The following is a 26,262-nucleotide window of genomic DNA, read 5'->3' as shown; positions in this document are numbered from 1 at the left end:
AGGAATGCTCCTTTGTTTTGTCAGGCCCGCTGATCCGCATCAACGGGCCTTATTCTAGATAAAATCCCAATCCCGGAATAGCTGGTCTTTCACCCGTTCAAAAATTTGTGGATCAATATCTTCTTTGTTGGTTGTCCATGCGCTTTTAGCTCTATAATCTCCGAATTCAACGAATGCTCTTTTTGGCTCCCCTTATTTTAATTCGCAATCGGTTTCCGTTTTTTGTCATTTTGCGGCTCATTTTTTGTCAATTAACTACAGGACTTTGGCAGACTGGTGTCGGGTTGTCCCGGCCAGTTCGGCCAGGTTTCTCTGGCTGGGCCATTCTTTATGTTGGTTGAAAAATTTTTCGGCCGCTTTTTTGATATAGTCGGGCGATATCTTCTTTTTGGCTAAAAATAGTAAAGCTGCCCCCAAAAAGGGCAGCTTTACTATTCCAGTCGATTTCGTCCCCTCTATCATGACTGTTGTGGTGCTATTTTGCCTCAGGTCCATTGTGATATCGGGAGAGGTTTCCTCATTGGTTGGCCAAGATCGTTCCGAGCCGTTTTTCGATGTCACGTGCCCTGCCTCCGTACTGCTTCATCTACCGTATTTTAAAAGATACCATTTTGCGATATTTGATTGGACTGACACCGAATTTTTTTCTGAATATCCGTTCAAAGGAAGAGAGACTGTTGAAACCAGTCTCAAAGGCGATGGAGGTGACGGATTTTTCGGAGTGGCGCAACAACGGACTCCCATCAACGGATCCTTATTTAATGCCAATTCCTAATATTCACCTAAACTAATTCAAAATGCAAATCAGTTTACAATACATACACACGAAAATTTCGAATAGTATAAGGAGGCATTGGCTGATCCGATCTTTACCGTTATACAACAAATGCCCCGAAACGCGACTGTTTCAGGGCATACTCTGAGTATAAGGATAACTCAACGAGAAGAAAAAGTCTATTCTTTTTTTGAGATATAAACTATATTTTTAAAGCATGTTTGGAGACAAGGGAGGTGAATGGTGATGGAAAGAAGGAAATTAGGGAGTTTGGAAGTATCCGCTATCGGACTCGGCTGTATGGGCATGTCCGAATTTTATGGAGAGACAAATGAAAAGGAAGCGATTGCCACCATTCATCAAGCGTTTGATTTTGGCGTCAACTTTTTCGATACAGCTGATCTGTATGGTGTTGGGGGAGCAAATGAAATCCTTGTTGGCAAAGCATTAAAGGGACGCCGATCAGAAGCGATTGTTTCAACCAAATTTGGAGTGGTCCGCAACGCACAAGGGGATATAACAGGGCTGAACGGACATCCCCGATATGTAAGAAGAGCGATTGAAGGCAGTTTGCGCAGGCTCGGGATGGATTACATTGACCTTTATTATCTGCACATGCCGGATCCAAACGTGCCGATCGAAGAAACAGTGGGAGCCATGGCAGATCTGGTGAAAGAAGGAAAGGTCCGCTTCCTCGGGCTTTCCAATGTGGATGCTGATCTTTTAGTCCGTGCCGTCAGCGTGCATCCGATCACAGCTTTACAGACGGAATACTCCATATGGAACAGAGACGTCGAGGAAATCCTGCCGGTCGCCCGTGATTCAGGAATTGGCCTTGTCGCTTACAGCCCGCTTGGAAATGGTTTTTTAACAGGTAAAATCAAGGAATACGATGACTTTGCGCAGAATGATATCAGACGTCGTTTCACACGATTTAAAGAGGAAAACTTCAAAAAGAACCTGAACTTAGTGACGGAGCTTGAAAAAATCGCAAGAGAAAAGGAAGCAACTGCTTCGCAAATTGCCTTGGCCTGGGTATTGTCTCAAGGGGATGATATTGTGCCCATCCCAGGGACCAAACGAAGAAAGTATCTGAGGGAAAATATCGAGGCGGTGAAAATCACCTTAACCAACAGGGATCTTCACCGATTGAACGAGATGGCAAAGCGTTTCTCCGTCAAAAGCGAACTTTAGCGAGTATTTTATCTTGATCAAGCTGAGCCGTTGACCAATAAGAAAAGGAGAGGATCAAAATCCTTCTCCTTTTTCTCATTTTATAAGGTTTCTGCAGCAGATTGGGGAGTGTTGACATGTTGTGCGGTTTCTTTTTTTCGGTTCAATATGAGGTTGAGGATGATGGCCGTTAAGCTGCCAATGACAATTCCGTTGTCCACGATTACCCGGATGGACTCGGGGATTTCTTTAAATACTGAGGGAACGACGGAGATTCCCAGTCCGATGCCGATGGAGCAGGCAACGATGAGCAAATTCTCGTTTTGTTTGAAATCAACGGTGGAGAGAATGCGAATTCCCGAAGTAATAACCATTCCAAACATCGGTACCATTGCTCCTCCCAGGACCGCATTGGGGACAATGGTTGTGATCGCCGCGATTTTGGGAAGCAACCCCAAAACCATCAAGATGAGACCGGCGGCGACAATAACTGAACGAGATTTGATTTTGCTAAGGGCGACAAGACCGACATTCTACGAAAAACTGGTGTAGGGAAAAGAGTTGAACATCCCGCCGATCACATAGGCCAATCCTTCTGCCAAGAAACCTTTTTTGACGTCATTATCGCTTAATTTTTTTTCGCACAAGTCGGCCAGGGCCATGAAGACACCCAAAGATTCGATCATACTGACGATGGCAACCAGGGTCATCGTAAGGATGGAGGACAGGTGAAACTGCGGTAAACCAAAATGGAAGGGTTCCACGAGTTGAAACCATTTTTCTTTACTGACGGAGGTAAAGTCAACAATTCCCAATCCCCAAGCCACGGCCGTGCCGATGATTATGGCGATCAAAACGGAAATCGAGCGAATGTAGCCTTTGAAAAAGCGGTTAAGCAAAATTACAATGGCCAAGGTGAGAGCAGCCAAACCCAAATTTTCGATTTTTCCAAAGGACTGCGAACCTTGTCCGCCTGCGACATTGTTCATTGCTACGGGAATCAACGAGACGCCGATCGTGGTGACGACCGAACCGATGACGACAGGCGGGAACCACTTGACAATCTTGCTGAAAATCTGTGAAACGATCATCACGATGATTCCGGAAGCGATGATGGAACCGTAGATTGCCGGTAATCCTTCAAGTTTGCCGATGGTGATCATCGGTGGGACGGCAGTAAACGTGCAACCCAAGATAATCGGGAGTTTGACGCCGAGGAATCGCCCGCCTGCCACTTGCAAGAGAGAGGCAATTCCGCAGGTAAACAGGTCAATCGAAATCAGGTAAGCCAAGTCTTGTTGATTCATTCCCAAGGAAGACCCGACGATCAAGGGAACAACAACTGCTCCGGCATACATGGCCAGTACATGTTGAAATCCCAAAAATAAAATCTTCCAGATCCCTAAATTATTCATAAGAAACCTCCTGAGATGAGAAGTGAACGATTGGTGGATCGAAAGAGAAAAAACGATATAAAAAACGAACAATTACATTAATATAATAACGCATTGTTCTGTTTTTGCAAATGTTTATCCAATCAAGCCGCCAGAGCGATTCTAAGCGGGTTTAGAGCCTTTTTATTTTTTTGATAGGTTTGGGGTATTGGAAATAAGAAAAACGGCCTTAGAATCGAAATAAGAAGGTTGTTATTTTCGGGAATAAAGGAAGAAAGAATCTTAAAAGGATATATTTACCCCGATTGGCCGGAAGGATACCAGGGATGAAGAAGATCCATTCGGCACCCGAAAAACTATGATACCAATTAAAATTCCTCATCAGAATCCAATTCTTCAATAAAATCCTTTAAGTCATTTGCCAGGTTATTAAGAGTGAAACTCTTACTGTGGTTGATCTGCTCCAAGCGGTCAACGGCACGCTGGATGATATTTTTAGCTTGTCTCAAGTCTTGAATCGTCAGATCCAGTTGATATCTTTTATCCAATTGTAAGCCCTCCAGAAAATGATTTGTCTAATACAATAGTGGTAGACCGGGAATAAGTCAAGTTGAAAGAATTATCCGAACTATGTATTTTGCAAATTGGTTTGCGCTAAAAACAGGATACAACCAATCGTCGGAATGCCACCATGAATAAATGCTGCCAGAAGCAAGATGGTGATTATCGCATGTACAGGGAGAAGCATCAGCCGGGTTGCCGAGTAATATTTTGCGGTTGAAAAAACTGAAGACAGTTTCTGTAAGAGAGATCTTCAGGTTGGAAATGATGATCAGAGAAACCGGGGTTATATGGGTGTTTTCGGATTACATAAACAGGGATAAAAGGAGATGAATAGGAGAAAAATCGCCTCCTGATCCCCTGTAATCCCCTCACATACCGTAACAAAATATTTGTTTTGTTACGGTATGTAAATCTGATCTTCTTCCTTTGGCAAAATTTTGGTTTCCTCTTTTTCATATCTTCTGTTTCTCTCGTCTCTGTCTCGTTAGAAAAAGTTAACTATAGTTTTGAGAAATTATTTTATTTTAAATCGTATTAAAACCACAAGAGGTCCGATTAATTAATCGGACCTCTTGTGAAAATCATCTACCCTATTTTATTCCGGTGGTTGCGATCCCTCGGATAAAGTGGCGTTGGAAAATCAGGAAAACAATGATAATCGGAATCGTCATGATCATTGTTCCGGCCAGAATATGATTCCAGAAAGCGTTATATTCCCCGTACAATGTGCTTAAACCGACAGGCAAAGTATACATTTCTTCTGAACTGGCCAGGAGATTGGGCCACATAAAGCTGTTCCAGTTGCCCATAAATATGAAAATCGTTTGTGTGGCCAAAGCCGGTTTGCTCAGGGGCAAAATGATCTTCCAAAAAACGCCCCACCGTGAAAGTCCGTCAATAAAACCCGCCTCCTCCAACTCCCTGGGAATTGATAGGAAAAACTGGCGCATGAGAAAAATGCCGAAGCTGTTTACCATCCAGGGGATGGTCAGACCATAATAGGTATCGACCCAATTCAATTTGCTTAGGAGAATATAGATCGGAACCAGTATAACCTGAGGAGGAATCATCATAATCCCCAGTACGAGGTAAAACAAAAATGACCTGCCCCGAAACGGAATTCTTGCCAATGCAAACCCGGCCATTGAATTGATTATCAGATTCCCCACCGTGACAACAGCGGCGACAATTAAGCTGTTGATAAACCACTGAAAAAAGGGGTATTCATGGCTGAAGATCAAATTCGTATAGTTCTCCATGGTCAATCTGGATACAGGCACCCACCATTTGTTTGTATCGGGAGTCAACTTAAGCGAAGTGAAAAACGACCACAGAAACGGAAAAAGTGTGATACAGGCATAGCCGATGGCGATAATGTAAAGGAATATTCGTGCCGCTCTTTTCCACATGGAAACTGATCCTCCTCGACTCCGCATTATTGATAAGTCTCATCCTTGAAAATTTTCCTTTGGATGATTGTCAAAATTAAAATAACGGCAAACAGGAAAAAGGCAATGGCTGAAGCATAACCCATATCAAATTGCTTGAACGCTTCATTATACAGGTATAAAACGACGGTCAAAGTGGCGTCCAAAGGGCCGCCGTCCCCTTTGGAAATGATGTACATTTGGTCAAATACCTGAAATGTCCCGATAATGGACATCACAACGATAAAAAAAGTGGTTGGTTTCAAAAGCGGCAAAGTAATATGCCAAAATTGCCGCCATCCCCCTGCCCCGTCCACTCTTGCCGCTTCGTACAAATCTTGCGGAATCTCCTGCAAGCCGGCAAGGTATATCACCATAAATTGCCCGACTGTCGTCCAGATCGCCATCAGCATGATTGAGGGCAAAGCAAAATCAACATCCATCAACCAGCTTCTTCCCTGAATCCCGAACTGGGACAGAAATAAATTGACCAAACCCTCTTTTTTGATAAGGTAGAGAAACATAACGGAAACGGCTACAGATGAAGTGACGGTCGGCAAAAAATAAGTAACGCGAAAAAAAGTTTTCCCCTTGATCTTGCTGTCTACGATCAGTGCCAATAACAGAGAAAGGCTGACTTGAACCGGTACGACTCCCAGGGAATAAAGCGTGGTATTCCAGAGAGCGCGATGGAATCGCTGATCTGTAAATAAGCGCAAATAGTTATCCAACCCGACAAACGAGGACAATTCGGGATTAAGGAAAGAAAAATGCTGAAAGCTGAGATAAAAGGCATAAAGGATCGGACCGATAAAAAACGCGGATAAACAGGCCACTGCCGGCAAAACGAACAGATAACCCATAAATGGATCGCTCGTCCAGCGCTTTTTCCGTTTCATGTTTTCACCCCGCCTGATGAAAAAAAGAGAGAGCAAAAAGCGCTCTCTTTGATTATTGTTTTTTGTTCGCTTGTTGCTCTGCCGCAGCTAACGCCTTGGCTACATCATGTTCTTGTCCCAATACCAGAGACTCGGCGGCCTTGTTGACAGCATCCACCAAGGCGGACCCGGCATCGCCGTATTGGAAGGGCTGGGCGTATTTCGCTCCGTTGACAAAAGCGGCCCGTTCAGGATAGGTTTGAATGAACTTTTCTCCCATCGCTTTTCGGGACGGCAAGGCTAACCCGCTTTTCACCACATAGGATTGCCCCTTTTCGCTGGTGAGGAAATTGATTAATTGAAACGCGATATCTTTATGCTCACTCCGTTTGGACATCACGTAAGCTACCGTAAACGCCAGGTTGGAATTCGGTTTTCCGGCTGCTTTGACCGGCAGTTCCGCAATCCCGTAGTCGAGATCCGGAGCCTTTTCCTTGAGGAACGGAATCAGCCAGCCTCCCTCGATCACCATCGCGGATTTCCCCTCGGCAAATGCGTCTCCGCTCCATTGAAATCCCATATTTTTCGGGGTGTCAGCACTGTGATCTTTCGTAAACAAATCAGTGAAAAATTGCAGGGCTTCCCGATTTTGCGGACTATTGAGATCCGGTTTGCCTTGGTCATCGATCACCTTTCCTCCGTTTTGATAGAGAAAAGGTTGAAACCTCGCGAGTTCAGGATTGATAACTAGTCCCTTATGTTCGCTGGTCGTTAACGCTTTTGCTGCCGCACGCAGTTCATCCCATGTTTTTGGAACGGCAACTCCCTTTTCTTTCAGTATTTTTTTATTGTAAAAAAGAGCGAGCGTATTATAATCTTTGGGAATCCCGTAAGTATGACCGTTCTTTTGGAAAGCTCGAACCAGTGAATCCTCAAAATCATTTAAGTTCACTTTCTCTTTTTTTATATAAGGATCAAGCGGTTCCAATACTTGATAACGGATGAGATCAGGAGCATACATGCTGTCCAGATAAAAAATATCCGGTTCCTTATGGGCTCCGATCATGGTTTGGATTTCCTTGAGGTAGTCATCCGTGAGCGACTCGATCTTGACATCCACGCCAGCATGCTCTTTCTTGAATTCGTTGACCTGCGCCTCCAGAATTTGTTTTTCCGCCGGTGAAGAGAGAGCAGCCCCGATTCGAATCTCTTTTTTGCTGCTTGATCCCCCTGCGGCGCATCCCGTCAACACCAGTGAAGTCAGTAACAGGATCGCGAGGAATTGTCTGAAAAGGCTCACATTTCAACCTCCTCATATAGCTGTGGAAACACGAATTTCCGGTTGAAAAATATCTTGAACATGGTCACAGGTCCATTCAGGGAATACTCTCCGTAAAACTCCATGCCGAACCTTCTAACCTATGATGACATCCCAGCCGGTTGTATTTCGTTTAACAGCAGTGTAGACGGTGTCCCCGCTCTTGTACAGGCTGACATCCAGCTCCCCTTCCCCGATCCGCAACCGATTCGCATTCAGCCGGTTTATACTTGCAGGCAAGGAGGGGGTCAGCACGATTTTCTTTTGAACGGCATCCGGTTTAAGACCTAACATGGCCCGGAGCATCACAAATGCCGTTCCGGCAGCCCAGGCTTGTGGCGAACAAGCAACCGGATAAGGGATAAGGGATCCCCCGCTCCGTTCGTATCCACAGAAAAGTTCAGGCAAACGGCGCTCCGGAAAATGGGCGGAAGCTGCGATCAAACCATCAAGAAGCAAACTGAGTGCTTCGGTCATATTCCATTCGACTAACCCCAGCAGAATCAGCGAATTATCATGCGGCCAAACCGAACCGTTATGATAACTCATCGGGTTGTATGCAGGATGTTCCGCGCTGAGCGTCCGTATCCCCCAACCGCTGAACAAATCTTGTTGCAACAGCCTCCGGGCAACGGATCCCGCTTTTGCTTCATCCAAAATCCCGCTCATTAACAAATGACCGGCATTGGAAGCGATTGCCCCCACTTGGCGCCTGTCTTTATCCAGAGCCAAGGCCATGTATTCTTCTTGCGGCATCCAGAAATCACGAAGAAACCTTTTCTGCAAGTGGTTTGCATCTCGCTCCAATCGCCTGGCCAAAGAGCTTTCACCCAACTGTTCAAATAAGCGTGCCCACGCTTTTTTTGCCCAATAAACATACCCCTGCACTTCGACGAGAGCAATCGGCGCTTCCGCCAATGTGCCATCCGTATGGACGATCGAATTTTCGGAGTCTTTCCACCCCTGATTCCGGATTCCTTTGGCGGATTTGCAGGCATATGAGGTGTATCCCCTGTTGTCCGGGTCCCCGTATTCATCAATCCATGCAAAAGCTTTTTTCGCTGACTCCGCACATTCGCGCACAAATGACAAATCGCCGGTAAAACGGTAAATCTCATGAATCAATATCAAAAACAAAGGGGTTGCGTCTACCGAACCGTAATAAGGCGAAAACGGAACCTGGTTCGTTTCCGTCAACTCTCCATAACGAATTTCGTGCAAAATCTTTCCGGGTTCTTCATCTTTCCAGGGGTCCAGACGGGTTCCCTGTTTCTGCATCATCGTGCGAATCGTCGCCTTGCCCAGCTCCGGATCGATGAAAAGGGACTGCAACGACGCGATTAAACTGTCCCGTCCGAACGGAACGGCAAACCAAGGCAATCCTGCCACGGGTAATTTTCCGTTCCCCACATCGGTCAAGAGCATTCGAAAATCATGCAAACCGGTTTGAAACATTGCGTTGAAATCCGGATGATCAGACTCCAGCTGCGGCATTTTCTCCATCCATGCGCGATATGAGGTCCACAGGCGAGTTTGGGCCTCCGTCTGATCCAGCACCTGCGGCTTCTTGTCCAGATAAGGAATGATCTTAAAACCGATGTCCCGTTTTTCTCCCGGATGAAGGGAAAGCGGAATCTCCACAGATCCATTTTGCCTGATGGCGGATGGCTGCGAATCAAATACGATCTCCGTTTTTCGTTCTCTGCCATCCAATCCCTTATAAGAAAAGCGGAGTCCTGAATCGAGCACCTGACAGTCCGGTTCCTCACCCCGTTTTCCCGTGCTAAAACCCCGGATGATAAACATATCGGTAAAATCGGCTCCGACGGTCAGTTTGAGCCGGGTGTTTACTGCACGCTGATCCAAATTGACAAAATGAAACGTTTCATATACCACTCCTTCAAAAATCCGGCGACGATGTACCAACTCCAATGACTCCCGCCATAGAATCAGAGAATATAGAATCAGAGAATCTCCGCGCATCACCTCCTTATTGGTATACCGGTATTCGCTTTCTGCGCCCGCCGCTTTTGAACAAAGCGAGATCATGGGAATATCGGAAAGCTCCCAAGAAAAATGATGGAGGAAGCGGGTATCGCGGTAAAAAAGTCCGTAACCACACGGGCTGTTCACAGGGATATTTCCTTGGCCGTCCGTAAATAAGAAGATATCCTCTTCCTTAATGATGTGGTTCATGATCGGTCTCTCCTCGAAAACGTTTTCAAAAAATGGATCAACTTCAATTTGTACTATTGCGAATAATCAGTTCAGGCTCGAGCACAATCCCTTTTCCTTTCTCCCCCCGCAGCAGAGCGACAAGTTCCTTGGCCGCCTTGCTTCCCAATTCATAGCGCGGTTGGTGAATGGTGGTGAGAGCCGGGGTAACATAGCGGCACAATTCGATATCATCAAACCCGATGACCGATACCTCTTCCGGCACTCTCTTGCCCAGATCCCGAAGGCCGTTTACTGCCCCCATCGCCATCCAATCGCTGGCACAAAAAATCGCTGTCAGATCCGGATTTGTCTCCAGCAGTTTCTTTGCCCCTTCCCTCCCTGACTCTTCTTCAAAATCACCATAAACGATCAGAGGCTCATCCAAATCCGCTTGTTTCAAAGCTTCACGAAACCCCGCTTCCCTTTCTTCGCTGACATAGGCTTCCTGATGTCCGTTAATCATGGCAATTCGACGGTGTCCCTGCAAGAGCAGATGATCAACTGCCAACCGGGCAGCTTTGCGATTATCGACCGTAACGAAACTGCAACGATCAGACACGATCGGAACATCAATCAAAACACAGGGGACAGAAGCATTGATGATTTCATGGAGATAGACATCATTCCTTCTCGCCCCGAAAAATATCACTCCATCCAACTGGCGGCGCTGGCAGAGCTCCATATATGGCACAGCTTTTTGCTGGTGTGGTGAAGTGGCTGCCAGAATCACATCATAGCCGCATTCTGTCGCTTGGTCAATCACCCCGTAGATAATGTCAAACATAAAATGATGCCCTTTGCGCGAACCCGTAAACCCGGAAATGATCAGACCCAGTGTTTTCGACTCTTTTGTCACCAGGCTGCGCGCAATCCCGCTGGGCCGGTAGTGCAATTCTTTAGCCAGTTCCAGTATCTTTCTCCTCGTTTCCGGGCGCACGTCTTTATAGCCGTTTAAAGCCCTGGAAACAGTGGTAATCGATACGCCGGCCAGTCTTGCCAAGTCTTTAATGGTCACCTTCATCTTATTCCTCCGAAAACGTTTTCGATATTATTTTAAATGAATAATTGCGAATACTCAATATATATTTTTCGCTATTGATCAAATTTATACAAAAGCGTGGTGCTCTCTCAAGAACACCACGCCTCTCTTAACCACAATTAAAACTCCGGTTCTTCTTCCCAGTCCCGCTTTTGAATCAACCGGGTAAATTTCTCCTTCACTGCGAGCCGTTCATGGTCGAAAAAACCATTTTTCATTTTTTGCATGAACTGCTTTCTTGAAATTGATCCTTCACGATAAAGTTTGTTCAGGCGTTTTCGCTCTTCCGGCGGGAGTGTGCGAAACCATCCCATCAAGGCAACCTCCCTTCCTGTTTCAGATCAATATAAATAAGCGGATAGATCAAACTGGCAAAGAGCAACGCCCGTTCAATTTCAATCTTTTCAAACGCATTGGCGGGCGTGCCCGTAATCGACAAAACCCCGATAATATTCGGGTGCTCAACACCTGCCTTTAACGGAATGCAAAGAATGGATCGATACACTTTTCGGGAATGTTCTTTGCGATCATACTCATACTTTTGATCTTCCACATCCGGTGCATAATAAACCTCCTGTGTTCGCCAGGCTCTGCCGGCAGCACTTCCGTAAAGGGGCGGTTCATAAATCTTGACGCGATGGGTGTGTCCGCTGGAATGGGCATAGTGCGTCAACTTTCCCGGATGGTTCGGGTGCTTGACATGGATGATGACCCGCGGATTCTTATCCCGAAAGTTTTTTAAGGTGTTTACCAGATAGTCCAGTAAATTCATAAAGATATCATCGCGATTTTGCTTGAACCTTTCCTCGTTGGCGATCGCCGCTGCCACTTCATCCGCTGTGTACATGATTTGCGACATCGTGTAAGTTTCGTCATCGTACTTGGCGTCAAGTTCCTCATATAATTGTTTCAGGATTTCCACTTCTTGTACCGCTTTCATGAGGTTAACGGCATTTTTGCTCAACTCCTGTTCCTTTTCCTTCAAAAGATCTAACAATTCCTGTACTTCCTGTTCCAGCAAAACCTGCTTTTTCTCCAATTCTTCATTTTTCTTGCGGCAAGATTCCAATTGCAGAAGAGTGACCTGGTTATCCTGGGTCGGTTCCTCGGTTTTTCTGCCCATCAAATCACTTTTCCCCGAGGCGAACCGGTATAGATAGATTCCGATTAAGATTGCGATGGAAATCGAGAACGTGATTACGAGAAAATCGAAAAACCAGCCTGTATTTTTATCGAAGATTTCAAACAGGTGCAACAGATCCTCTGACATTGTTCCGCTCCCCAATTTTGATCTTTACTCTTACTATATGCTGCTTCAAAGAGAAAGTATAAAATGAGATGACACGGTTTTGACCGTGCCACCAGCATTATTTTCCAATTATCAAAGCCGGGATAATCTTCGGCAGATGAACCGGATAGATGTTTTTGCGCAGATAGAGATAAACTTTTTCCAAAAACTCCTCTTCGCATCCCGCTTTTGTTTCAATTTCAGGCCACCATTTTTTAATCAATTGTTCAGCGATCGAACTTCGGACCTGTGAAAGCAATTCATTTCTGCGTCTTAAGAATGATTCCAGCATAAGGTATTGCTCCGGGGAGATCGGGGACAGTCTCTGTAAAATTTCCACCTCCCGTTCATTCAAAAAGAGCGGTGATGCTTGAAAATGCAACACTTGGTGCTTCTCTCTTTCCATCACGACAAGTGTTCCGGCGATCATGTCCCCGATTCTTTTTTCTTCCCGATGAAGAAAGATCGCGATCATTCCGCTGACATAAAAACCGGGAAAAAGATCAGCCAATTGCAAAAGGTTCCGCAAAAACACGGCAGAAAAAGATGCTTTTCCTCCCCGGTCATGTATTACACGAAGTCCGAGCACTTTTTTTCCGATGGTTTGGCCATTCATCCAGTATTCCAGACAAACAAAGTAAAGAAGAGGAAGTGCGGCCGTGATGAAAAAGAAGAGCGCCGCGAGGATTGATAACTCTGTATTTTGCGGGTCATCCCCCATTGCCAGGAACGCAAAACTGATCAAACTCGACGGGACAAGGATGACGCTTAAAACCAAAAAGTCCACCAATTTTGCGATCCCGCGGCTGACAATCCCCGCAGTCTCAAAGGGAACCTGAACATATTCAGGCGTTTGGATTGTAACAATGTTTTTCATTTTAGCCCCCTTCTGATTCACATTCACATTATACAATATCTTTATATAGGAAAATAAATAGGAAAAACATTGACAATTCGTTCATCAGTTAATCGGAGGGGTTAGATTGTCCCTGACCAACACATCAAACCGGCTCAGTCAATTTATCAAGGAGAACCAGGAAACCTGGTCACGTTTGCAGGAATTTCTGAGGCAAAAGTCGCTGCGCAATTGCACAAAGGGAGAAATTGATGAATTCGGCCGAATGTACCGGCAAATTTCCGCGCACTTGGCTTATGCGCAAACCTGCTTTCCCTCGCATGAAATCACAGCGGAACTGCGACAACTGGTTATGAGAGCTCATAATATCCTGTATGGTGCCCCTGAAACGACCTACGGAAAAAAAGTCTGGCTGTTTTATCGTGACGGATTCCCCAAATTGTTTTATGAGCGCCGCTTTTTTGTGCTTACAGCTGCACTTCTTCTGTTTGCCGGTTTTCTTTTTGCCTTTGTTGCTACCTGTTTGAATCATGATGCGGCGGCCTTTTTCCTTCCGTCAGACCTTGCGGGAAATATCGATCCCCAAAATATCGGAAAAAATGACTGGAATGATGCGATCGTTTCCAGTCAAATCATGATTAACAATATCCAAGTGGCCTTTACCTGTTTCGCGATGGGGATATTTTTGGCAATTGGAACGATCTGGAGCTTGTTCATGAACGGATTGCTGTTGGGGGCTTTATCCGCCTTGTACAGTCAGGCGGGAGGCGACTACCCGTTTTGGGCATTTATTTTGCCCCATGGTGTCATTGAATTGACAGCCATCTTTATCTCCGGAGCAGCAGGGCTTTCTCTGGCATACCGCCTGTTTGTCCCCGGTGATTTTACAAGGAAGCATGCCTTGATCCGCGAGGGACTGGTCACGATCAAATTAATGGCCGGCGTGATTCCGATGTTTATCATCGCCGGCATCATTGAAGGATACGTGACTCCTGCGCACTGGCCGCATTGGACGAAATATGCGGTTGCCATTTTTAATCTGTTATGGCTTTCTCTCTATTTCGGGCGCCCGTTTTTTGCCCAACAGAACCCTGATGAAAGTTAAGCAAATCAGGAAGTCGTGATACACCTTGACTCACCATTCGCGAAACGCGGGGAGGTTAAAGGGTGTCACGACCCGGCCTGGAACAAACTTTTCAACCGGTTCCTTATTGAGTGCTATTGATTAAATTCGCACGTATTCAGCAATCACAATATTTCGATATAGCCATCTGTTCCATTCACCCGAATGCGTTGCCCGTCTTTTATCAGTTTGGTGGCATTTTCCACACCGACTACGGCCGGTAAGCCATATTCGCGCGCAATAACCGCTCCATGGGTCATCAGTCCGCCAACTTCGGTGACCAGACCTTTTATGGATACAAACAAGGGTGTCCAGCTGGGGTCAGTAAAGGTTGTGACCAGGATATCTCCCTCTTCCAGATCTGCATCTTCCATGTTTAAGATCACACGCGCTCTCCCCTCTGCCACTCCGGTAGAAACCGGCAGGCCCGCAATCGCTTCGGCCGGGAGATTCTCCCGTTTGTATTTGCCGGCAATGATTTCACCATCAGATGTGATCACACGTGGAGGGGTTAGATTTTCATATCGTTTGTACTCGTCTTTTCGTTTGCTGATAATCCGGTAATCCAGTTTGTTTGTACGCACGACTTCGCGAAGTTCTTCAAAAGTGAGATAGTAAATATCTTCTTTTTCACGGATTACCTTGGCCTGTAAAAGCTGTTCGGCTTCTTTCAACAACGCCTGCTTATAGATGAAGTAGCGATTCATCATGCCGTATTTTGGATACTCCCGGAAACCGATGAAATTCCGGAGCAGGCTGATCATTCGTTTTGTCTCTTCAGCTTTTCGTTCCCCGTCCGGTAATTGCTTCAATCGGCCCAACAACGCTTGTTCTTTTTTTAAAGCTTCCTGCCGTCCTTGTTCAAATTTTCGTTTACCGGCGCCAGGCTCAAAGTTTTTGATGTTTCGGAGAATCAAAGGGATGAGTGCAGTTGGATTTTCGCTCCAACGGGTTCTGGTAATATCGATTTCTCCGGGACAGCGCATTCCGTATTTGTTGAGAAAAGCAAGGAACGCTTCCCTGACTTCCCGCCCGCCATCAAACTTAACCAGTTCATCCAAAAAGCGATCATCTTTTACATGTTGTAAATAATGGATTACCTTCGGATAAGGGCGAATTACATCGGCAACATCCAATAGTGCCAGACCCATTTCCGAAGTAATATTGTTCGGCACGGATTGCGAAAGCGTGTCCGCAGCGTTTTTTTCACCCAACCATTTATTCATTTTTTCATTGATCCATGATGAAGCATCGAGCCCGGCCCGAATCACCCTTATGCTTTGGGGGTCAGATAAAAGCTTCTGCAATTGCCGGATATCTTCCAGGATAAAATCAAATAAATCCGGTCCTGATTTTTTCCGGATGTTGTGCTTCAACTCTTCAATCGCTGTTTGAGTGCGTTTCATCAAATCGGAAACAACGGTCGGATCGTTTTCGATTTGGCCTTGAAAACCCGCAGACAATATCCCCTTATTGATTTTGCCGAGACTTTGTTCTTTCGCATCTTTTGGGAACGATTTGATAAACTCGTCTCTCTCGATGATGGTCATCAGTGCGTCTTTCATGAGCGGATCATGTTGTTCCATGGTATCTAATAACATTTCTCTTCTGTCAGGTGAAAACAGCATCTGTGTGACATCAACAAACAACCTTCCGCCGGCTGCACGCATGGGCGCACGAGTCGTTAACAGGAAAAAAGACAATCCCAACGGTTTTATGGGATCAGTCATCATTTGTTGGTGGCCGACAGACACATAAACGCGATAGCCGGGATCATTTGTCTCGGGGATGGGATACAAGGTGGTGATGGGCCGGCTCTGGACGATATAAAATGTATCGTCAGCCAAACACCATTCGATATCTTGCGGGCAACCAAAATATGCTTCGATCTGTCTCCCGATGCGTGCCAGTCGGAAAATTTGTTGGTCAGTAAGTGCCGGAATCTTTTGTTGATCAGGATCGATCTGCCGTGTCTCCGTTCCGCCTTCTTTCAGTCCATAGATCGCCCATTTTTTGGTTGCGATCCTCTTCTCGACAATTTTATCTTCTTGCACCTTATAACAATCGGCAGATGCCAAACCGGCGACAAGAGCTTCTCCAAGTCCAAAACCGGCCTCGATCAATTGCAGTTTTCGATTGGTAGTAACCGGATCTGCAGTAAATAAAATTCCTGAAGCCTGTGGAAACACCATCCGTTGAACGATTACGGACAGATGCACTTGGCTGTGGTCAAATCCGTTTAGCATACGGTAGATCACGGCACGATCCGTAAACAAGGAAGCCCAACATTTGCTGATGTGACGCAAAATGGCTTCCTTTCCGATAATATTTAAATAGGTTTCTTGCTGACCGGCAAAAGAGGCATGCGGCAAATCTTCCGCCGTTGCACTGGACCGCACGGCATACGCATGTTCGTTGCCAAATCGTGCGAGATAGTGAGCAACTGCTTTCTCAACATCGGAAGGAATCTCTGCTTCCATTATGATTTTCCGAATCCGGCTGCTGATTTCCCTGATTCGATCCCGCTCTTCTGCTTTCATCAATGTGAGTTGATCCAACAATGCGCGGAACGCTTCGTTTTGTTCGAGGGCTTTTTGAAAAGCTTTTGTCGTAACACAAAATCCTTCCGGCACTTGTATTCCATGAATCTTCGCCAGTTCCCCCAAATTCAACCCCTTTCCTCCAACGAGCAAAAGTTGCGTTTTATCCATCTCCCGAAAACTGACAACATAGGAGCTCATTCACTTCTCCCCTTTTTTTAGACTTGATCTGCCGCCAATTGCGCCATGGAGCATCTCTCACTGTATAGATTCTAGAACTTAGCTCCAAGAATAAACAGTCTGTAATTGATTCCGATTTTGTTTTATAATTAAAGTGGGAGAGATGTGTCCTTTTTCGGTCGTTTGTATATCTGTTTGAATAAAAATCATGACTCCCCTCCCTGTTTTCCGGGGTGAGGAGCCATGATTTTTATTCTATGACTGTTGTATTTTCCGTCGAACTGTATTGGATAATTTGCTTTTCCGTGATCTTGGAGAGCTGATTCAAAAATTCATACTGAAAACTTCCCGGGCCCTCATGCCCTGCTTTTGCGGCAGCGATTTCCGCGGCCACGCCATATACGGCGATCCCGCTGACCGAAGCCAAAAGATGATTTTTTTCGACGGCGGCAAACGCACCCAGGACGGAAGTCAACAGACATCCGGTGCCGGTTACTTTGGTTAAGAGCGGATGACCGTTACGGATTATATGGATTTCATGACCATCCGTAACCACATCCTCCTCGCCCGTCAACGCAATAATCGTGTTTAATCGCTGCGCAGCCAGTTGTGCGAGTTTCCTGGTGTTTCCGCTGCCGTTACCTGTGTCCACGCCTTTCATCGCCCAGTTTTCACCGATGAGATTGGCGATCTCCCCTGCGTTGCCGCGAATGATTGAAACTTTCACTTTGGACAAAATTTCTCTTGCCATCTCAGTCCGGAACAGAGTGCTTCCGACACCGACCGGATCAAAAACAACGGGGATCCGGTGGTCGTTTGCTGATTTTCCGGCGATGATCATCGCTTTGACCGTTTCCCGGTTCAATGTGCCGATGTTTAAGACAAGGGCGCCGGCGATTTTGGCCATGTCCGCCACCTCTTCATGTGCATAAGCCATCACCGGTGAGGCGCCAAGAGCCAACAGTCCGTTTGCGGTAAAATTGGTCACCACCACATTGGTGATATTGTGAACCAACGGGTTTTCCTTACGGACGCGCCCCAATATTTGCGCGATTTTTTCTGCTGTCATCTGTCCAATCATCCCTTAATGTAAAATCTTTTCATTGCTTACTTTATCATGGATGCTTGAATAAATCCTCGGTTCAAGCCAAATCTGTAAAATAGAAATTTCATTTATAATAGGAATAGACAGATACCAACAGGGAATGGAGCGATCCATTTGAGTTTATTTCAAAAGTTAACTCAAAAGCTGGATGATTGGAAAACCGGCGTTGGCGGTACGTGGGGGATTTGGATCGAGGATCTTCATACCGAACAACGCTGGAGCTGGAATGAAGCAAAAACGTTTTATTCCGCAAGCATCATCAAAGTCCCGATTATGATTGCGGTCTATCGTCAGGCAGATCGCGGGGCGCTGGAATTGAGTCGGGAAGTGATTTTGCGGAAAGAGGATCAAGTCGGCGGTTCGGGGGTTTTGCAACACCTGACGCCCGGCACCCGCTTCACCGTGAAGGATCTCGTCACTTTGATGATTATTCAGAGCGACAATACCGCCACCAATCTGTTGATCGATCTGCTCGGCAAGAATGTGATTCGGGAAACGATGAACGAGCTGGGGATGACCGGAAGCACTTTTTACAACAAACTGATGATTCTCCCGGCAAATCCGGAAGGGATAAACCAAATCACTGCCGAAGATATGGCGCGCGTTTACAAAGCCCTGGCCACCGGCAAAGCGATTTCGTGGCATGCGAGCCAGGAGATGGTACAAATCCTCAAAAAACAGCAATTAAACGATTGCTTCCCCTATTTCCTTCCTTCGAAAAATACAGATATTGTGGGGAGCATTCCGCCTTATGAAATGGCCCATAAGACAGGGATGGTCACCCGTATTTTGCATGATTCGGGCATCTTTTATATCGGTTCCCGCGCACTCATCCTAGTGGCGCTCAGCGAAGGACTGAACTACCATGAAGCGCAAAAAGGATTGGGGGAACTGGCCCGGCTTGCATTTGATGTTTACACGGGCCAGGAGTGAACAAAGCACCCCCCTTTTCTCTAACTAATAATTCCGTAATCCGAGATTTCCACAATCGCCTTTGCTTGAAAATGAATATGGGGGAATTCCTTCTCGAAGTCAATCTTCTTGAAGTCCTCATAGTGAAATGCCTTTAAATGCCGTGCTACTCCAAATCCGTCAAAATGGGCCTTTTGCATTTTCTTGAGAAGCGAATTCATCCGTTTGGTAAGAATCGCAGAAAGCTGGCTGCTCAATTTTTTGGCATGTTCCTCTTGTTCCAATTGATCCGGTGGATATTCTCCCACTTCAACCTTGAGTTTGTCCACAAAGGTGACGTCGATCTTGTTTCCGTTAACCTTTACCTTCATCTTGGGTTTCGTTTTTCGTATATCAATCGAGATGAAATTCCATTGCGGCGAACGTTCATTTTGCCGGACTTTCAGGGTGAGCTCACCGCCGCTCTTGTTTTTTCCCTTCATCATCAGATAGAGCATTGATTCATCAGGAGTGAGTATGCCCGTCATTCGCTGCCCGTGGAACATGGCCATTCCGCTGACTTTCACATCCTTGCCGTTGCTGGTCAGATAGGGGATGGCAAAATCTTGAAGCGGATCCATCAGATAGGCGAATATGGACTCGATGTTATGCTTTTCCACAATCGATCTCGTCTCTTTGGATTCAATCAATTCGTCGATGTATTTCCCGATCAGGGTTGAACCGATCTGATTAATCGCGATAATGTCTTTGGCCCTGCCGTGAGTCACGGCGATGTGAGCGCTGAGTGCGGATTTTGGATCCCGGTATAAGACATCCAGCACGTCATAGATTCCTTCTTTGGCCAATCGTTCCCCCAAAAGCAAGGTCCGGTTTTTCGAGGTTCGGATTCTGCCGTTCGTTTTTATGGCGATATTCTTTCTCGCCTCCCGGATCGAATTTCCGATCCCTTCAAAAGTGATGTTGCTGGGACTTCCGGCCTCAAAGGTAGCAGGAGGATAGCGAACCGCTATGGTTCCCAATATTTTGCCATCGGAATTTCGGTCAAATCCAGCAATAACGACCATCCGGAAATCACGCAAATAATCGATATCCCAACAGCCGGAGAGGAAGATAAGGGCCAGGAGCAACATCCATGGAGTCAGGCGCTTTCGGATCACATGTTCACCCCCTCTTCTTTTTGTTTTCTAATAAGCGCAACGATGAGCAAAAAAACGGGAAGGGCAACAATAAACAAGTAGCTGACATAGCTGAAAATCTTGCTGAATTGCATGATTTGATACCGGTTTTCCGGGAACAGCGCGATGACAAAACTGATAGCAGCAGTCAGCAAAATGGCCCATTTGTACTTCACCCGCTTGAAAAGAGATGTAATTCCTTTGGTGGACATATACAAATACACCATATACGATGTGGCTGCCGCGATGGCATTGAGCAATAAGTAAAACAGATCCAGCCTTTCAATCATCGGCAACCGATAACCTTTAAGCAGGTGGATGACCGGTTCCGAGATCAGAGGGATTTCTTCCGGAGAATAAACAACCAGACAGGTAAAGGTGATCAGCGCGTAGAGGAAGACAATTACCCAAACCGCCAACAAAGCCGCTTTCAACTTGTCTTTGTCAGTTCCTTCCGTAAAAGGATAGGCTACGAGAATCAGCTCAAACCCCAGCAGGCCGATCACCGCATCATGCATCGCTTTCACAATATTGATCCATCCCGCTTCATCAATCGGCAGAATGTATAAGTAGTTGGCGTTTTGAAGCCCCCAGATGGCCAGGAACGAGTTGGCGATGAGCAGGAAAGAGACAAACACCAGAAAGCGGGCAATAATCCGCAAATCGGAGATTACCAAATAAGTGCTGGTAAGCACCATCAGCAACATCAATAACCAGCCCGGTGTCAAAGGATACGCCCACTCCTTGCAGATGCGGGTGTATAAGTCCAATACAAGACTGGCGGTGAGCAAAAAATAGATGATATAGAGCACAGAAACGGCTGTTCCGAAAAATCTCCCCAAAATTACCGGAGCAAATTCAAAAAGGGTTTTGGTAGGGAAGCGTTTATTTAAAGCCCAGAGAATAATGAGCAATATCTGTACAAGGACACCGGCAAAGAGAACGGAGAGAAACCCTCCTCCCTTGGCTACCTCTTGCAGGTCATGCGGCAGGGAAACATACCCCACCCCAAACATCGCCTGCATGATTGTAAAGCTTAATTGCATTGGGGTGATCTCAATGTTGTTCTTCATTATTCTCCCACTCTCTCGAATTCCATTCCTGCCTGAGTATTTGCGGATGCGCCTCTTGCGGGCGCTCATTAAACTTCCAGATCGGCAGCCGGACAAACGTATCCTTCATATCCCGGAGACGGAACGGCATGACCGGAGCCATGTACGGAGTTCCAAAACTATCCAGTTTCGCCAAGTGAATCAGGAGAAACATCACCGCGAACAGAATCCCGAGCGCCCCGAACACGGAAGCTATAAACATTATGGGAAAACGTAACACCCGGATGGAAGTACTCATGTCATTGGATGGAACCAAAAAGGAAGAAATGGCCGTAACCGCCACCACCAGGACCATCGTGTAAGAGACGTACCCCGCATGAACCACGGCATCTCCGATCACCAATCCACCTACGATGCCGATGGTTTGCCCCACCGGGCTGGGGAGGCGAATCCCGGCCTCGCGGATCAGCTCAATCGTCAATTCCATCAAAAGCGCTTCCAATAGCGGCGGGAAAGGAATGTTCTGCAATGTACCCTAAAATAATGGCGGTAATCGAAGAAAGGGCAAGGGACAATACCATAAGAACCGAAAAGGAATGCGGGTGATTTTGGTAAGGCAATGGCACATTCATTCCGTAGATGCTGGCAATCATGGTGGGAAATGATAAAACAATCGTGATCGAGGTCAATATTTTCATCACATGATTCAAATTGTTTGAGATCACGGAAGCAAAAGCATCCATCAATCCGCTCAGGATGGAACTGTAGATTTCCGCCATTTCGATTGCCTGCTTATTCTCAATGATCACATCTTCCAGCAAATGCTGGTCTTCCTCATACATTTTTAAATACTGGCTTTTGAGCAATTTCTCCGTCACGATATTGTTCGTTTTTAACGAAGTGGTGAAATAAACGAGGCTCTTTTCCAGATTCAACAGGGAAAACAGCTCTTGGTTTTGCGTGGATTGACGGAGTTCTTTCTCGATTTCGTTCGTTTTGCGATTGATTTTTTTCAGATAGCTTAAATAGTGAGTGGAAATTAACGACAACAGTTGCAAAACAAAGCGGGTTTTCATGTATGTGTAAAAGTTTTTGGCTTTGTTGCCGGTGAAATGTTCCAGAATCGAGTTTTCCTTCAAACAGACGGTGACAAAACAGTTCTCGGTTACGATCATCCCGAGGGGGAGCGTGATATATCGTTCTTCCCGGGAACCATTTTGCGTCATGGGAATATCAACAATGATTAAAAGGCAATTATCCTCTTTTTCAATACGCGATTTCTCTTCTTCATCCAAGGAATCCCGTAAAAAGTCGGCAGGGATCTTTAACGCCTGCACAACCTGATCGATTTCTTCATCCGTCGGATTGGTAAGGTTGACCCAGCATCCCGGCCGGAATTCATGAATCTCTTTGATTGAGCCGTTTGGATCGGATTGGTAGATGTTCAGCATCATGCTCACCTCTGTTTGCAGCTTTGCCGCAGGAAGGGAGAACATCCCCGCCTGCCATGGTCTAGTGAAGGTCTGAATAACGGTAACGGTAATGGATCGTCTGTAAGAATGTTCTCCACCTCCTTTTTGAAACAGAGCGTTTTTGTGAGCAATAAAAAACCTTCACTTCCCCAACAAGAGGCGTGGGCGTGAAGGCTTATGTTAGCACCATGCAGACAGAGTCCCTGAAAAACTGCTCATGCAAAACAAGCAATCTTCAGCGACATCCCAATTTTTCCTCTCGTTGAGTTTTAGCACTGTACAGCATAGGCTATGCCAGCTACATTAGAAAAGACCTTAAGCCGATCTTTCCTGTTGACCCATTGGCGTCTCTCGACATTTTTGGGCAGTAGCGTCTCTCTGTACAGGAGCCTCACCTAACGGATAGGATATTAAATTACTTCACCAATATACAACGCCGGACCATACGAGTCAATCCTCAATTTTCAAGTTGTTTTGCCAAACTCTTTTTCCTGCAACTCGCGCCACAGGATTTTTCCGCTGCTGGTCATCGGCAATGTTTTGACAAATTCAATTTGGCGGGGGCATTTATAAGCAGCCATTCGCTCTTTGGCCCATTGAATAATTTCATCCGGGCTGATGGAATCCGCCTCTTCCTTCAGAATGATAAACGCCTTGACTGTTTCTCCTCTTCTTTGATCCGGCGTGGCGACCACACACACTTGCTGAATCGCCGGATGATGGAAGAGTACAGACTCCACTTCGGTCGGCCAAACTTTGAACCCGGAAACATTGATCATCCTTTTCAGGCGGTCAACAATGAAAAAATATCCCTCTTCGTCGTAACGGGCAATATCCCCCGTGCGGAAAAAGCGCTTGCCATCGAGTTGAATAAACGACCGTTCGGTTTCTTCCGGTTGCCGCCAGTAACCGGCAAAGACCTGAGGTCCGTGGACAACCAGTTCGCCTTCTTCCCCTTCTTTGAGTTCGGTTTTGCTGTCGGGGTCAATGATCCGGGCATCGACATCAAAAGATGGGATCCCCAGACACTGTAATTTGGGACGCCCTGGCGGATTGAAGTGCGTGTGGGCGATCGTTTCCGTCAGCCCGTACCCTTCCATATAGCGAAGGCCGGTCAGTGCTTCCAGTTTTTCTCCGATCGCCTTGGGGAGGGATGCTCCTCCTCCTCCCACCGATACAAGCGAATCCAAGCGCCTTTTGGAAATGTGCGGTTGCGAGAGGAAATCGATCAGCATGGTACTGATATTGGTCCAGTGCGTGACCTGGTACCGTTCGATCCAGTCTGCTGCCAAAATTCGGTTCCAGCGTGTCATGATCACCATCGTTCCGCCACAGGAAATCGCCGAGTGCATGGAATGGACCATTCCTGTCACATGAAACAACGGCAAACAGGTAAGAACGACCGAATCAGAGGTAAGATGCACCCAGACGGCCGCACTGAAGATATTGGCCTGGAGGGTCCGGTGCAAATGGATGCAGCCTTTCGGTTTGCCGGTTGTTCCCGAGGTATACGGGATGGTGGCAATGTCATCGTCTTTAGCTCTGCTTTGATCCGGTCTCAGATCAGAGGAAATTACATCCCGCCAATTCACAATCCGGCTGTCCGAAAACGCGACAGGCGTCAGCTTTACTTCTTCGGGCAACAATTCATCCGGTTCCTGAGTTGGCCGGGCATATTCGGAGTAACAGGCGACAATCATCCGTTTCAAATCCCCGTTTTCCAGGAAGGGTGCAGCCTGCTTGTACAGTTCCTGTCCGACAAAGGCCACTTCCGCCCCGCAATCTTTCAGATAATAAGCCAGCTCACCCGTCTTATTCATCGGATTAATCGGAACAACCACCGCGTCTGCACATAAGACGGCGTAGCAGGCAATCACAAATTGCGGTGCATTCTGCATGTAGATGATGACGCGGTCACCGCGCTTCACACCGAGACGCTTTTGCAAATATCCTGCGACTTTTTCCACTTCGTCGGCCAGCTGCCGGTAGGTAAGAGTTCCGCCATAATAAATGATCGCAATTTTGTCGGGATATCGCTTAGCTGTGACAAACAAATTGTCATGAACCGGCGTTTTCGGTACGGTCAGTGTTTTCGGCAACAATGGAGGCCAAAAAGCGAAATGTTTCGTCAACATCATTTTCCCTCCATAAACTTGGATTTCCCTTAACCGAAAGCCAATGGGCGGATTACTCCCTGATCCAGGCGGGGAATCAACGGAAACAAATTCTGTTGTGCCGCAAATGCAACTTCCCGTCCGTATCCGTGGCGAATCATCCCTTTTCCCACCCGCGAGAGCGACAGAAGAGCGAGCGGATCGGGATGGTGTTGGTACAAAAGCAAAGCGGATCTGGCTGCATCGGATGATTGCCAGGTTTCATCAAATCGGAGGAGATAATGAATAAGGCAACCGGCGCCATAAAAATCCTCCAGTGAAAACCTCCCCCCAGAACCGGAACAGAGGATCACGATCTCCTGGTGCCGATGGTTGGTTGTCAGATATTTTGCGATAAAACAACTGTTCAAAAGCGCCCCGATATAAACGGTAGAAGCCTGAGACGCTTTTCGCACGGCAACCGTTCCGTTGGTCGTCGACAGAACAATTGTTTTTTCGCGCAGTTTCTCTTTCCAGTCATTCGGAAAGGGACTCAAAAATCCGTCGATGAATTTCCCTTGATTTTCCCCGGCCAGTAAGTACGTTTCTTTTCCTTCTGCAACTCGCCGGGCTTCCCATTCATCACAAACCGGAATCACTTCGCGTGCGCCATAAGAAAGCGCCGAAACAACCGCTGAAGTGGCAAAAAGAATATCACCTTCATGATAACCATCATTAAAGAAGTGGTCTCTACCACTTCTTTACCTGTTTTTCGACTTTTCAAATCCTTGATTGAGCATTTTTTCAAGTTGTCCATATTCTTTTTCAGTCATTTTCCCGTTCATCACTAGCACTTGGAAATATGTAGATAGGTCGTAAGAGGTTTTGGTATCACATCGCGAGGTTGAAAAATTCATTAGTAGATTTCACCCTGCTTTCTGGATGTGTGTAAACTTATTCTAATTAGAAGATGAGGATTTTTCAAACCTGAGCGAATTGGAAGGATATATAAAATATGAAATATTTCAGAGAATCATTAAAAAATGAAACAAAATCCTGTTGTTATTCCGAATATATATATTGAGAGGGTCGAAAATCTTGAAATATCCCATTTTAAAAATGGTATATTCCCATTTTCGACATTTTTACCAATTTCACGGCTATTTTTACATGTCTTGTTATAATGAAGAAAGAAGGGGTAACTTGTGGAATATCACAATTTAAAAGAAGTTGGGCATTTCCTTCAGAAGCAGAGAAAAGAAAAAGGTTATTCACTTCAAAAGATGGCTGAAATAACCGGAATTCCAAGTTCCACCCTTTGGAGAATAGAACAAGGAACGGTGCGTGATAAAGAAAAAATTCAAAAGGTCGCTACATCATTAGGATTGTTTGTTGATGATCTTATGAAAAAGATCAAAAAAGAAGATATTACGGAAACGAAAAGAAACTTAGAAGCAATAGAAAATAGTATTAATATCGGCCATAAATTGAAAGATGATTTGGAATTACTAAAGGAATTTGAATTGGAGTCAAAACACCCCCTCTACCCTTTCTGGTTATTTCTCAAAGCTAAAACATTCTTCTATATGAAGAAGTATCAAAAGGCAGAGCGTATAGCAAAATCCGTCATTTGTTTGGAACCAAACAAATTAAATATGGTTCTATAATGACCCCATACGCT

At 46.0% G+C, this 26,262-nt stretch carries 22 protein-coding genes, 2 pseudogenes and 1 riboswitch; of the genes and pseudogenes, 4 read left to right on the top strand and 20 right to left on the bottom strand.

Going from position 1 to position 26,262, the window contains the following annotated elements:
- Positions 1-255 precede the first annotated feature (255 nt).
- Positions 256-561 (bottom strand): hypothetical protein, encoded by a 306-nt coding sequence (locus tag JG50_RS0115615; RefSeq protein ID WP_081943980.1) that lies wholly within the window; start codon positions 559-561, stop codon positions 256-258.
- Positions 562-586: 25 nt separating this feature from the next.
- Positions 587-730, bottom strand: a complete 144-nt coding sequence (locus JG50_RS19495) for a helix-turn-helix domain-containing protein (RefSeq protein ID WP_235281705.1) — start codon at positions 728-730, stop codon at positions 587-589.
- Positions 731-1,021: 291 nt separating this feature from the next.
- Here JG50_RS19495 and JG50_RS0115605 point away from each other — a divergent pair, with 291 nt between their 5' ends.
- Positions 1,022-1,969 (top strand): aldo/keto reductase, encoded by a 948-nt coding sequence (locus JG50_RS0115605; protein ID WP_033102053.1) that lies wholly within the window; start codon positions 1,022-1,024, stop codon positions 1,967-1,969.
- Between the two features lie 80 nt (positions 1,970-2,049).
- Here the strand turns inward: JG50_RS0115605 and JG50_RS18390 are convergent.
- The 10 genes and pseudogenes from JG50_RS18390 to JG50_RS0115555 form a co-directional block, all read right to left on the bottom strand.
- Positions 2,050-3,363, bottom strand: a pseudogene (locus JG50_RS18390) (nucleobase:cation symporter-2 family protein).
- Between the two features lie 347 nt (positions 3,364-3,710).
- Entirely contained in the window at positions 3,711-3,890 is a 180-nt protein-coding gene (locus JG50_RS0115595; protein WP_033102052.1) for a hypothetical protein, read from the bottom strand.
- 606 nt (positions 3,891-4,496) lie between these two features.
- Positions 4,497-5,315 carry a carbohydrate ABC transporter permease gene (locus JG50_RS0115590; protein WP_033102051.1) on the bottom strand — a complete coding sequence of 273 codons (819 nt, stop codon included), beginning with the start codon at positions 5,313-5,315 and terminating at the stop codon, positions 4,497-4,499.
- Between the two features lie 26 nt (positions 5,316-5,341).
- Positions 5,342-6,232 carry a carbohydrate ABC transporter permease gene (locus JG50_RS0115585; protein WP_033102060.1) on the bottom strand — a complete coding sequence of 297 codons (891 nt, stop codon included), beginning with the start codon at positions 6,230-6,232 and terminating at the stop codon, positions 5,342-5,344.
- Between the two features lie 52 nt (positions 6,233-6,284).
- Positions 6,285-7,511, bottom strand: coding sequence for an ABC transporter substrate-binding protein (locus JG50_RS0115580; protein WP_033102050.1), 1,227 nt, complete (start codon positions 7,509-7,511; stop codon positions 6,285-6,287).
- A 114-nt stretch (positions 7,512-7,625) separates the two neighbouring features.
- Positions 7,626-9,725: an amylo-alpha-1,6-glucosidase gene (locus JG50_RS0115575; RefSeq protein WP_033102049.1), complete on the bottom strand. Its 2,100-nt coding sequence runs from the start codon at positions 9,723-9,725 to the stop codon at positions 7,626-7,628.
- 43 nt (positions 9,726-9,768) lie between these two features.
- Positions 9,769-10,767, bottom strand: coding sequence for a LacI family DNA-binding transcriptional regulator (locus JG50_RS0115570; protein WP_033102048.1), 999 nt, complete (start codon positions 10,765-10,767; stop codon positions 9,769-9,771).
- A gap of 137 nt (positions 10,768-10,904) precedes the next feature.
- Entirely contained in the window at positions 10,905-11,099 is a 195-nt protein-coding gene (locus JG50_RS0115565; protein WP_033102047.1) for a hypothetical protein, read from the bottom strand.
- A complete protein-coding gene (locus JG50_RS0115560; protein WP_033102046.1) occupies positions 11,099-12,055 on the bottom strand; it encodes a GAF domain-containing protein in 957 nt (318 codons plus the stop codon). The genes JG50_RS0115565 and JG50_RS0115560 overlap by 1 nt, the downstream gene beginning before the upstream one ends.
- Positions 12,056-12,152: 97 nt before the next feature.
- Complete coding sequence (locus JG50_RS0115555) at positions 12,153-12,950, bottom strand: RDD family protein (protein ID WP_033102045.1); 798 nt, start codon at positions 12,948-12,950, stop codon at positions 12,153-12,155.
- A gap of 106 nt (positions 12,951-13,056) precedes the next feature.
- Here JG50_RS0115555 and JG50_RS0115550 point away from each other — a divergent pair, with 106 nt between their 5' ends.
- Positions 13,057-14,034: a stage II sporulation protein M gene (locus tag JG50_RS0115550; protein ID WP_052154397.1), complete on the top strand. Its 978-nt coding sequence runs from the start codon at positions 13,057-13,059 to the stop codon at positions 14,032-14,034.
- Positions 14,035-14,177: 143 nt separating this feature from the next.
- Here JG50_RS0115550 and ppsA read toward each other — a convergent pair whose 3' ends face one another.
- A complete protein-coding gene (ppsA, locus tag JG50_RS0115545; protein ID WP_033102044.1) occupies positions 14,178-16,793 on the bottom strand; it encodes a phosphoenolpyruvate synthase in 2,616 nt (871 codons plus the stop codon).
- A gap of 229 nt (positions 16,794-17,022) precedes the next feature.
- Positions 17,023-17,841, bottom strand: a complete 819-nt coding sequence (gene thiM, locus JG50_RS0115540; RefSeq protein ID WP_033102043.1) for a hydroxyethylthiazole kinase — start codon at positions 17,839-17,841, stop codon at positions 17,023-17,025.
- 150 nt (positions 17,842-17,991) lie between these two features.
- On the opposite strand from thiM, the gene JG50_RS0115535 reads away from it, so the two are divergent.
- A complete protein-coding gene (locus JG50_RS0115535; RefSeq protein WP_033102042.1) occupies positions 17,992-18,810 on the top strand; it encodes a serine hydrolase in 819 nt (272 codons plus the stop codon).
- Between the two features lie 20 nt (positions 18,811-18,830).
- Here JG50_RS0115535 and JG50_RS0115530 read toward each other — a convergent pair whose 3' ends face one another.
- From JG50_RS0115530 to JG50_RS0115505, 6 genes and pseudogenes are all read right to left on the bottom strand, one after another.
- Positions 18,831-19,946: a Ger(x)C family spore germination protein gene (locus tag JG50_RS0115530; RefSeq protein ID WP_033102041.1), complete on the bottom strand. Its 1,116-nt coding sequence runs from the start codon at positions 19,944-19,946 to the stop codon at positions 18,831-18,833.
- Positions 19,943-21,037, bottom strand: a complete 1,095-nt coding sequence (locus JG50_RS0115525; protein ID WP_033102040.1) for a GerAB/ArcD/ProY family transporter — start codon at positions 21,035-21,037, stop codon at positions 19,943-19,945. Before JG50_RS0115525 ends, JG50_RS0115530 begins: the two co-directional genes overlap by 4 nt.
- Positions 21,021-21,548: pseudogene (locus tag JG50_RS0115520) on the bottom strand (spore germination protein); the annotation flags it as partial. The gene JG50_RS0115525 and the pseudogene JG50_RS0115520, both read right to left, overlap by 17 nt.
- Positions 21,487-22,467: a magnesium transporter CorA family protein gene (locus tag JG50_RS0115515; protein WP_081943981.1), complete on the bottom strand. Its 981-nt coding sequence runs from the start codon at positions 22,465-22,467 to the stop codon at positions 21,487-21,489. The gene JG50_RS0115515 and the pseudogene JG50_RS0115520, both read right to left, overlap by 62 nt.
- A 268-nt stretch (positions 22,468-22,735) precedes the next feature.
- Positions 22,736-22,898: riboswitch (M-box (ykoK) riboswitch) on the bottom strand.
- 54 nt (positions 22,899-22,952) lie between these two features.
- Entirely contained in the window at positions 22,953-24,623 is a 1,671-nt protein-coding gene (locus tag JG50_RS0115510; RefSeq protein ID WP_033102039.1) for a long-chain fatty acid--CoA ligase, read from the bottom strand.
- Positions 24,624-24,652: 29 nt separating this feature from the next.
- On the bottom strand, positions 24,653-25,294 hold the full coding sequence (locus JG50_RS0115505; protein ID WP_081943977.1) for a 2-phosphosulfolactate phosphatase: 642 nt from the start codon (positions 25,292-25,294) through the stop codon (positions 24,653-24,655).
- 492 nt (positions 25,295-25,786) lie between these two features.
- Here JG50_RS0115505 and JG50_RS0115500 point away from each other — a divergent pair, with 492 nt between their 5' ends.
- Positions 25,787-26,248: a helix-turn-helix domain-containing protein gene (locus JG50_RS0115500; RefSeq protein WP_033102038.1), complete on the top strand. Its 462-nt coding sequence runs from the start codon at positions 25,787-25,789 to the stop codon at positions 26,246-26,248.
- Positions 26,249-26,262: the final 14 nt, after the last annotated feature.

It is taken from the genome of Thermoactinomyces daqus (assembly GCF_000763315.1).
Lineage (GTDB): Bacteria > Bacillota > Bacilli > Thermoactinomycetales > Thermoactinomycetaceae > Thermoactinomyces_A > Thermoactinomyces_A daqus.
The sequence above is the reverse complement of the archived record's forward strand: the minus strand, read 5'-3'. Positions and strand labels throughout refer to the sequence as shown.

What these genes read in the sequence shown, in the direction of transcription:
- JG50_RS0115605 (WP_033102053.1), top strand. Translation starts at nt 1,022, where the DNA reads ATGGAAAGAAGGAAATTAGGGAGTTTGGAAGTATCCGCTATCGGACTC.
- JG50_RS0115575 (WP_033102049.1), bottom strand. Translation starts at nt 9,725, where the DNA reads ATGAACCACATCATTAAGGAAGAGGATATCTTCTTATTTACGGACGGC.
- JG50_RS0115565 (WP_033102047.1), bottom strand. Translation starts at nt 11,099, where the DNA reads ATGGGATGGTTTCGCACACTCCCGCCGGAAGAGCGAAAACGCCTGAAC.
- ppsA (WP_033102044.1), bottom strand. Translation starts at nt 16,793, where the DNA reads ATGAGCTCCTATGTTGTCAGTTTTCGGGAGATGGATAAAACGCAACTT.
- JG50_RS0115510 (WP_033102039.1), bottom strand. Translation starts at nt 24,623, where the DNA reads ATGTTGACGAAACATTTCGCTTTTTGGCCTCCATTGTTGCCGAAAACA.
- JG50_RS0115560 (WP_033102046.1), bottom strand. Translation starts at nt 12,055, where the DNA reads ATGTCAGAGGATCTGTTGCACCTGTTTGAAATCTTCGATAAAAATACA.
- JG50_RS0115525 (WP_033102040.1), bottom strand. Translation starts at nt 21,037, where the DNA reads ATGAAGAACAACATTGAGATCACCCCAATGCAATTAAGCTTTACAATC.
- thiM (WP_033102043.1), bottom strand. Translation starts at nt 17,841, where the DNA reads ATGACAGCAGAAAAAATCGCGCAAATATTGGGGCGCGTCCGTAAGGAA.
- JG50_RS0115570 (WP_033102048.1), bottom strand. Translation starts at nt 10,767, where the DNA reads ATGAAGGTGACCATTAAAGACTTGGCAAGACTGGCCGGCGTATCGATT.
- JG50_RS0115590 (WP_033102051.1), bottom strand. Translation starts at nt 5,315, where the DNA reads ATGTGGAAAAGAGCGGCACGAATATTCCTTTACATTATCGCCATCGGC.
- JG50_RS0115515 (WP_081943981.1), bottom strand. Translation starts at nt 22,467, where the DNA reads ATGCTGAACATCTACCAATCCGATCCAAACGGCTCAATCAAAGAGATT.
- JG50_RS0115585 (WP_033102060.1), bottom strand. Translation starts at nt 6,232, where the DNA reads ATGAAACGGAAAAAGCGCTGGACGAGCGATCCATTTATGGGTTATCTG.
- JG50_RS0115555 (WP_033102045.1), bottom strand. Translation starts at nt 12,950, where the DNA reads ATGAAAAACATTGTTACAATCCAAACGCCTGAATATGTTCAGGTTCCC.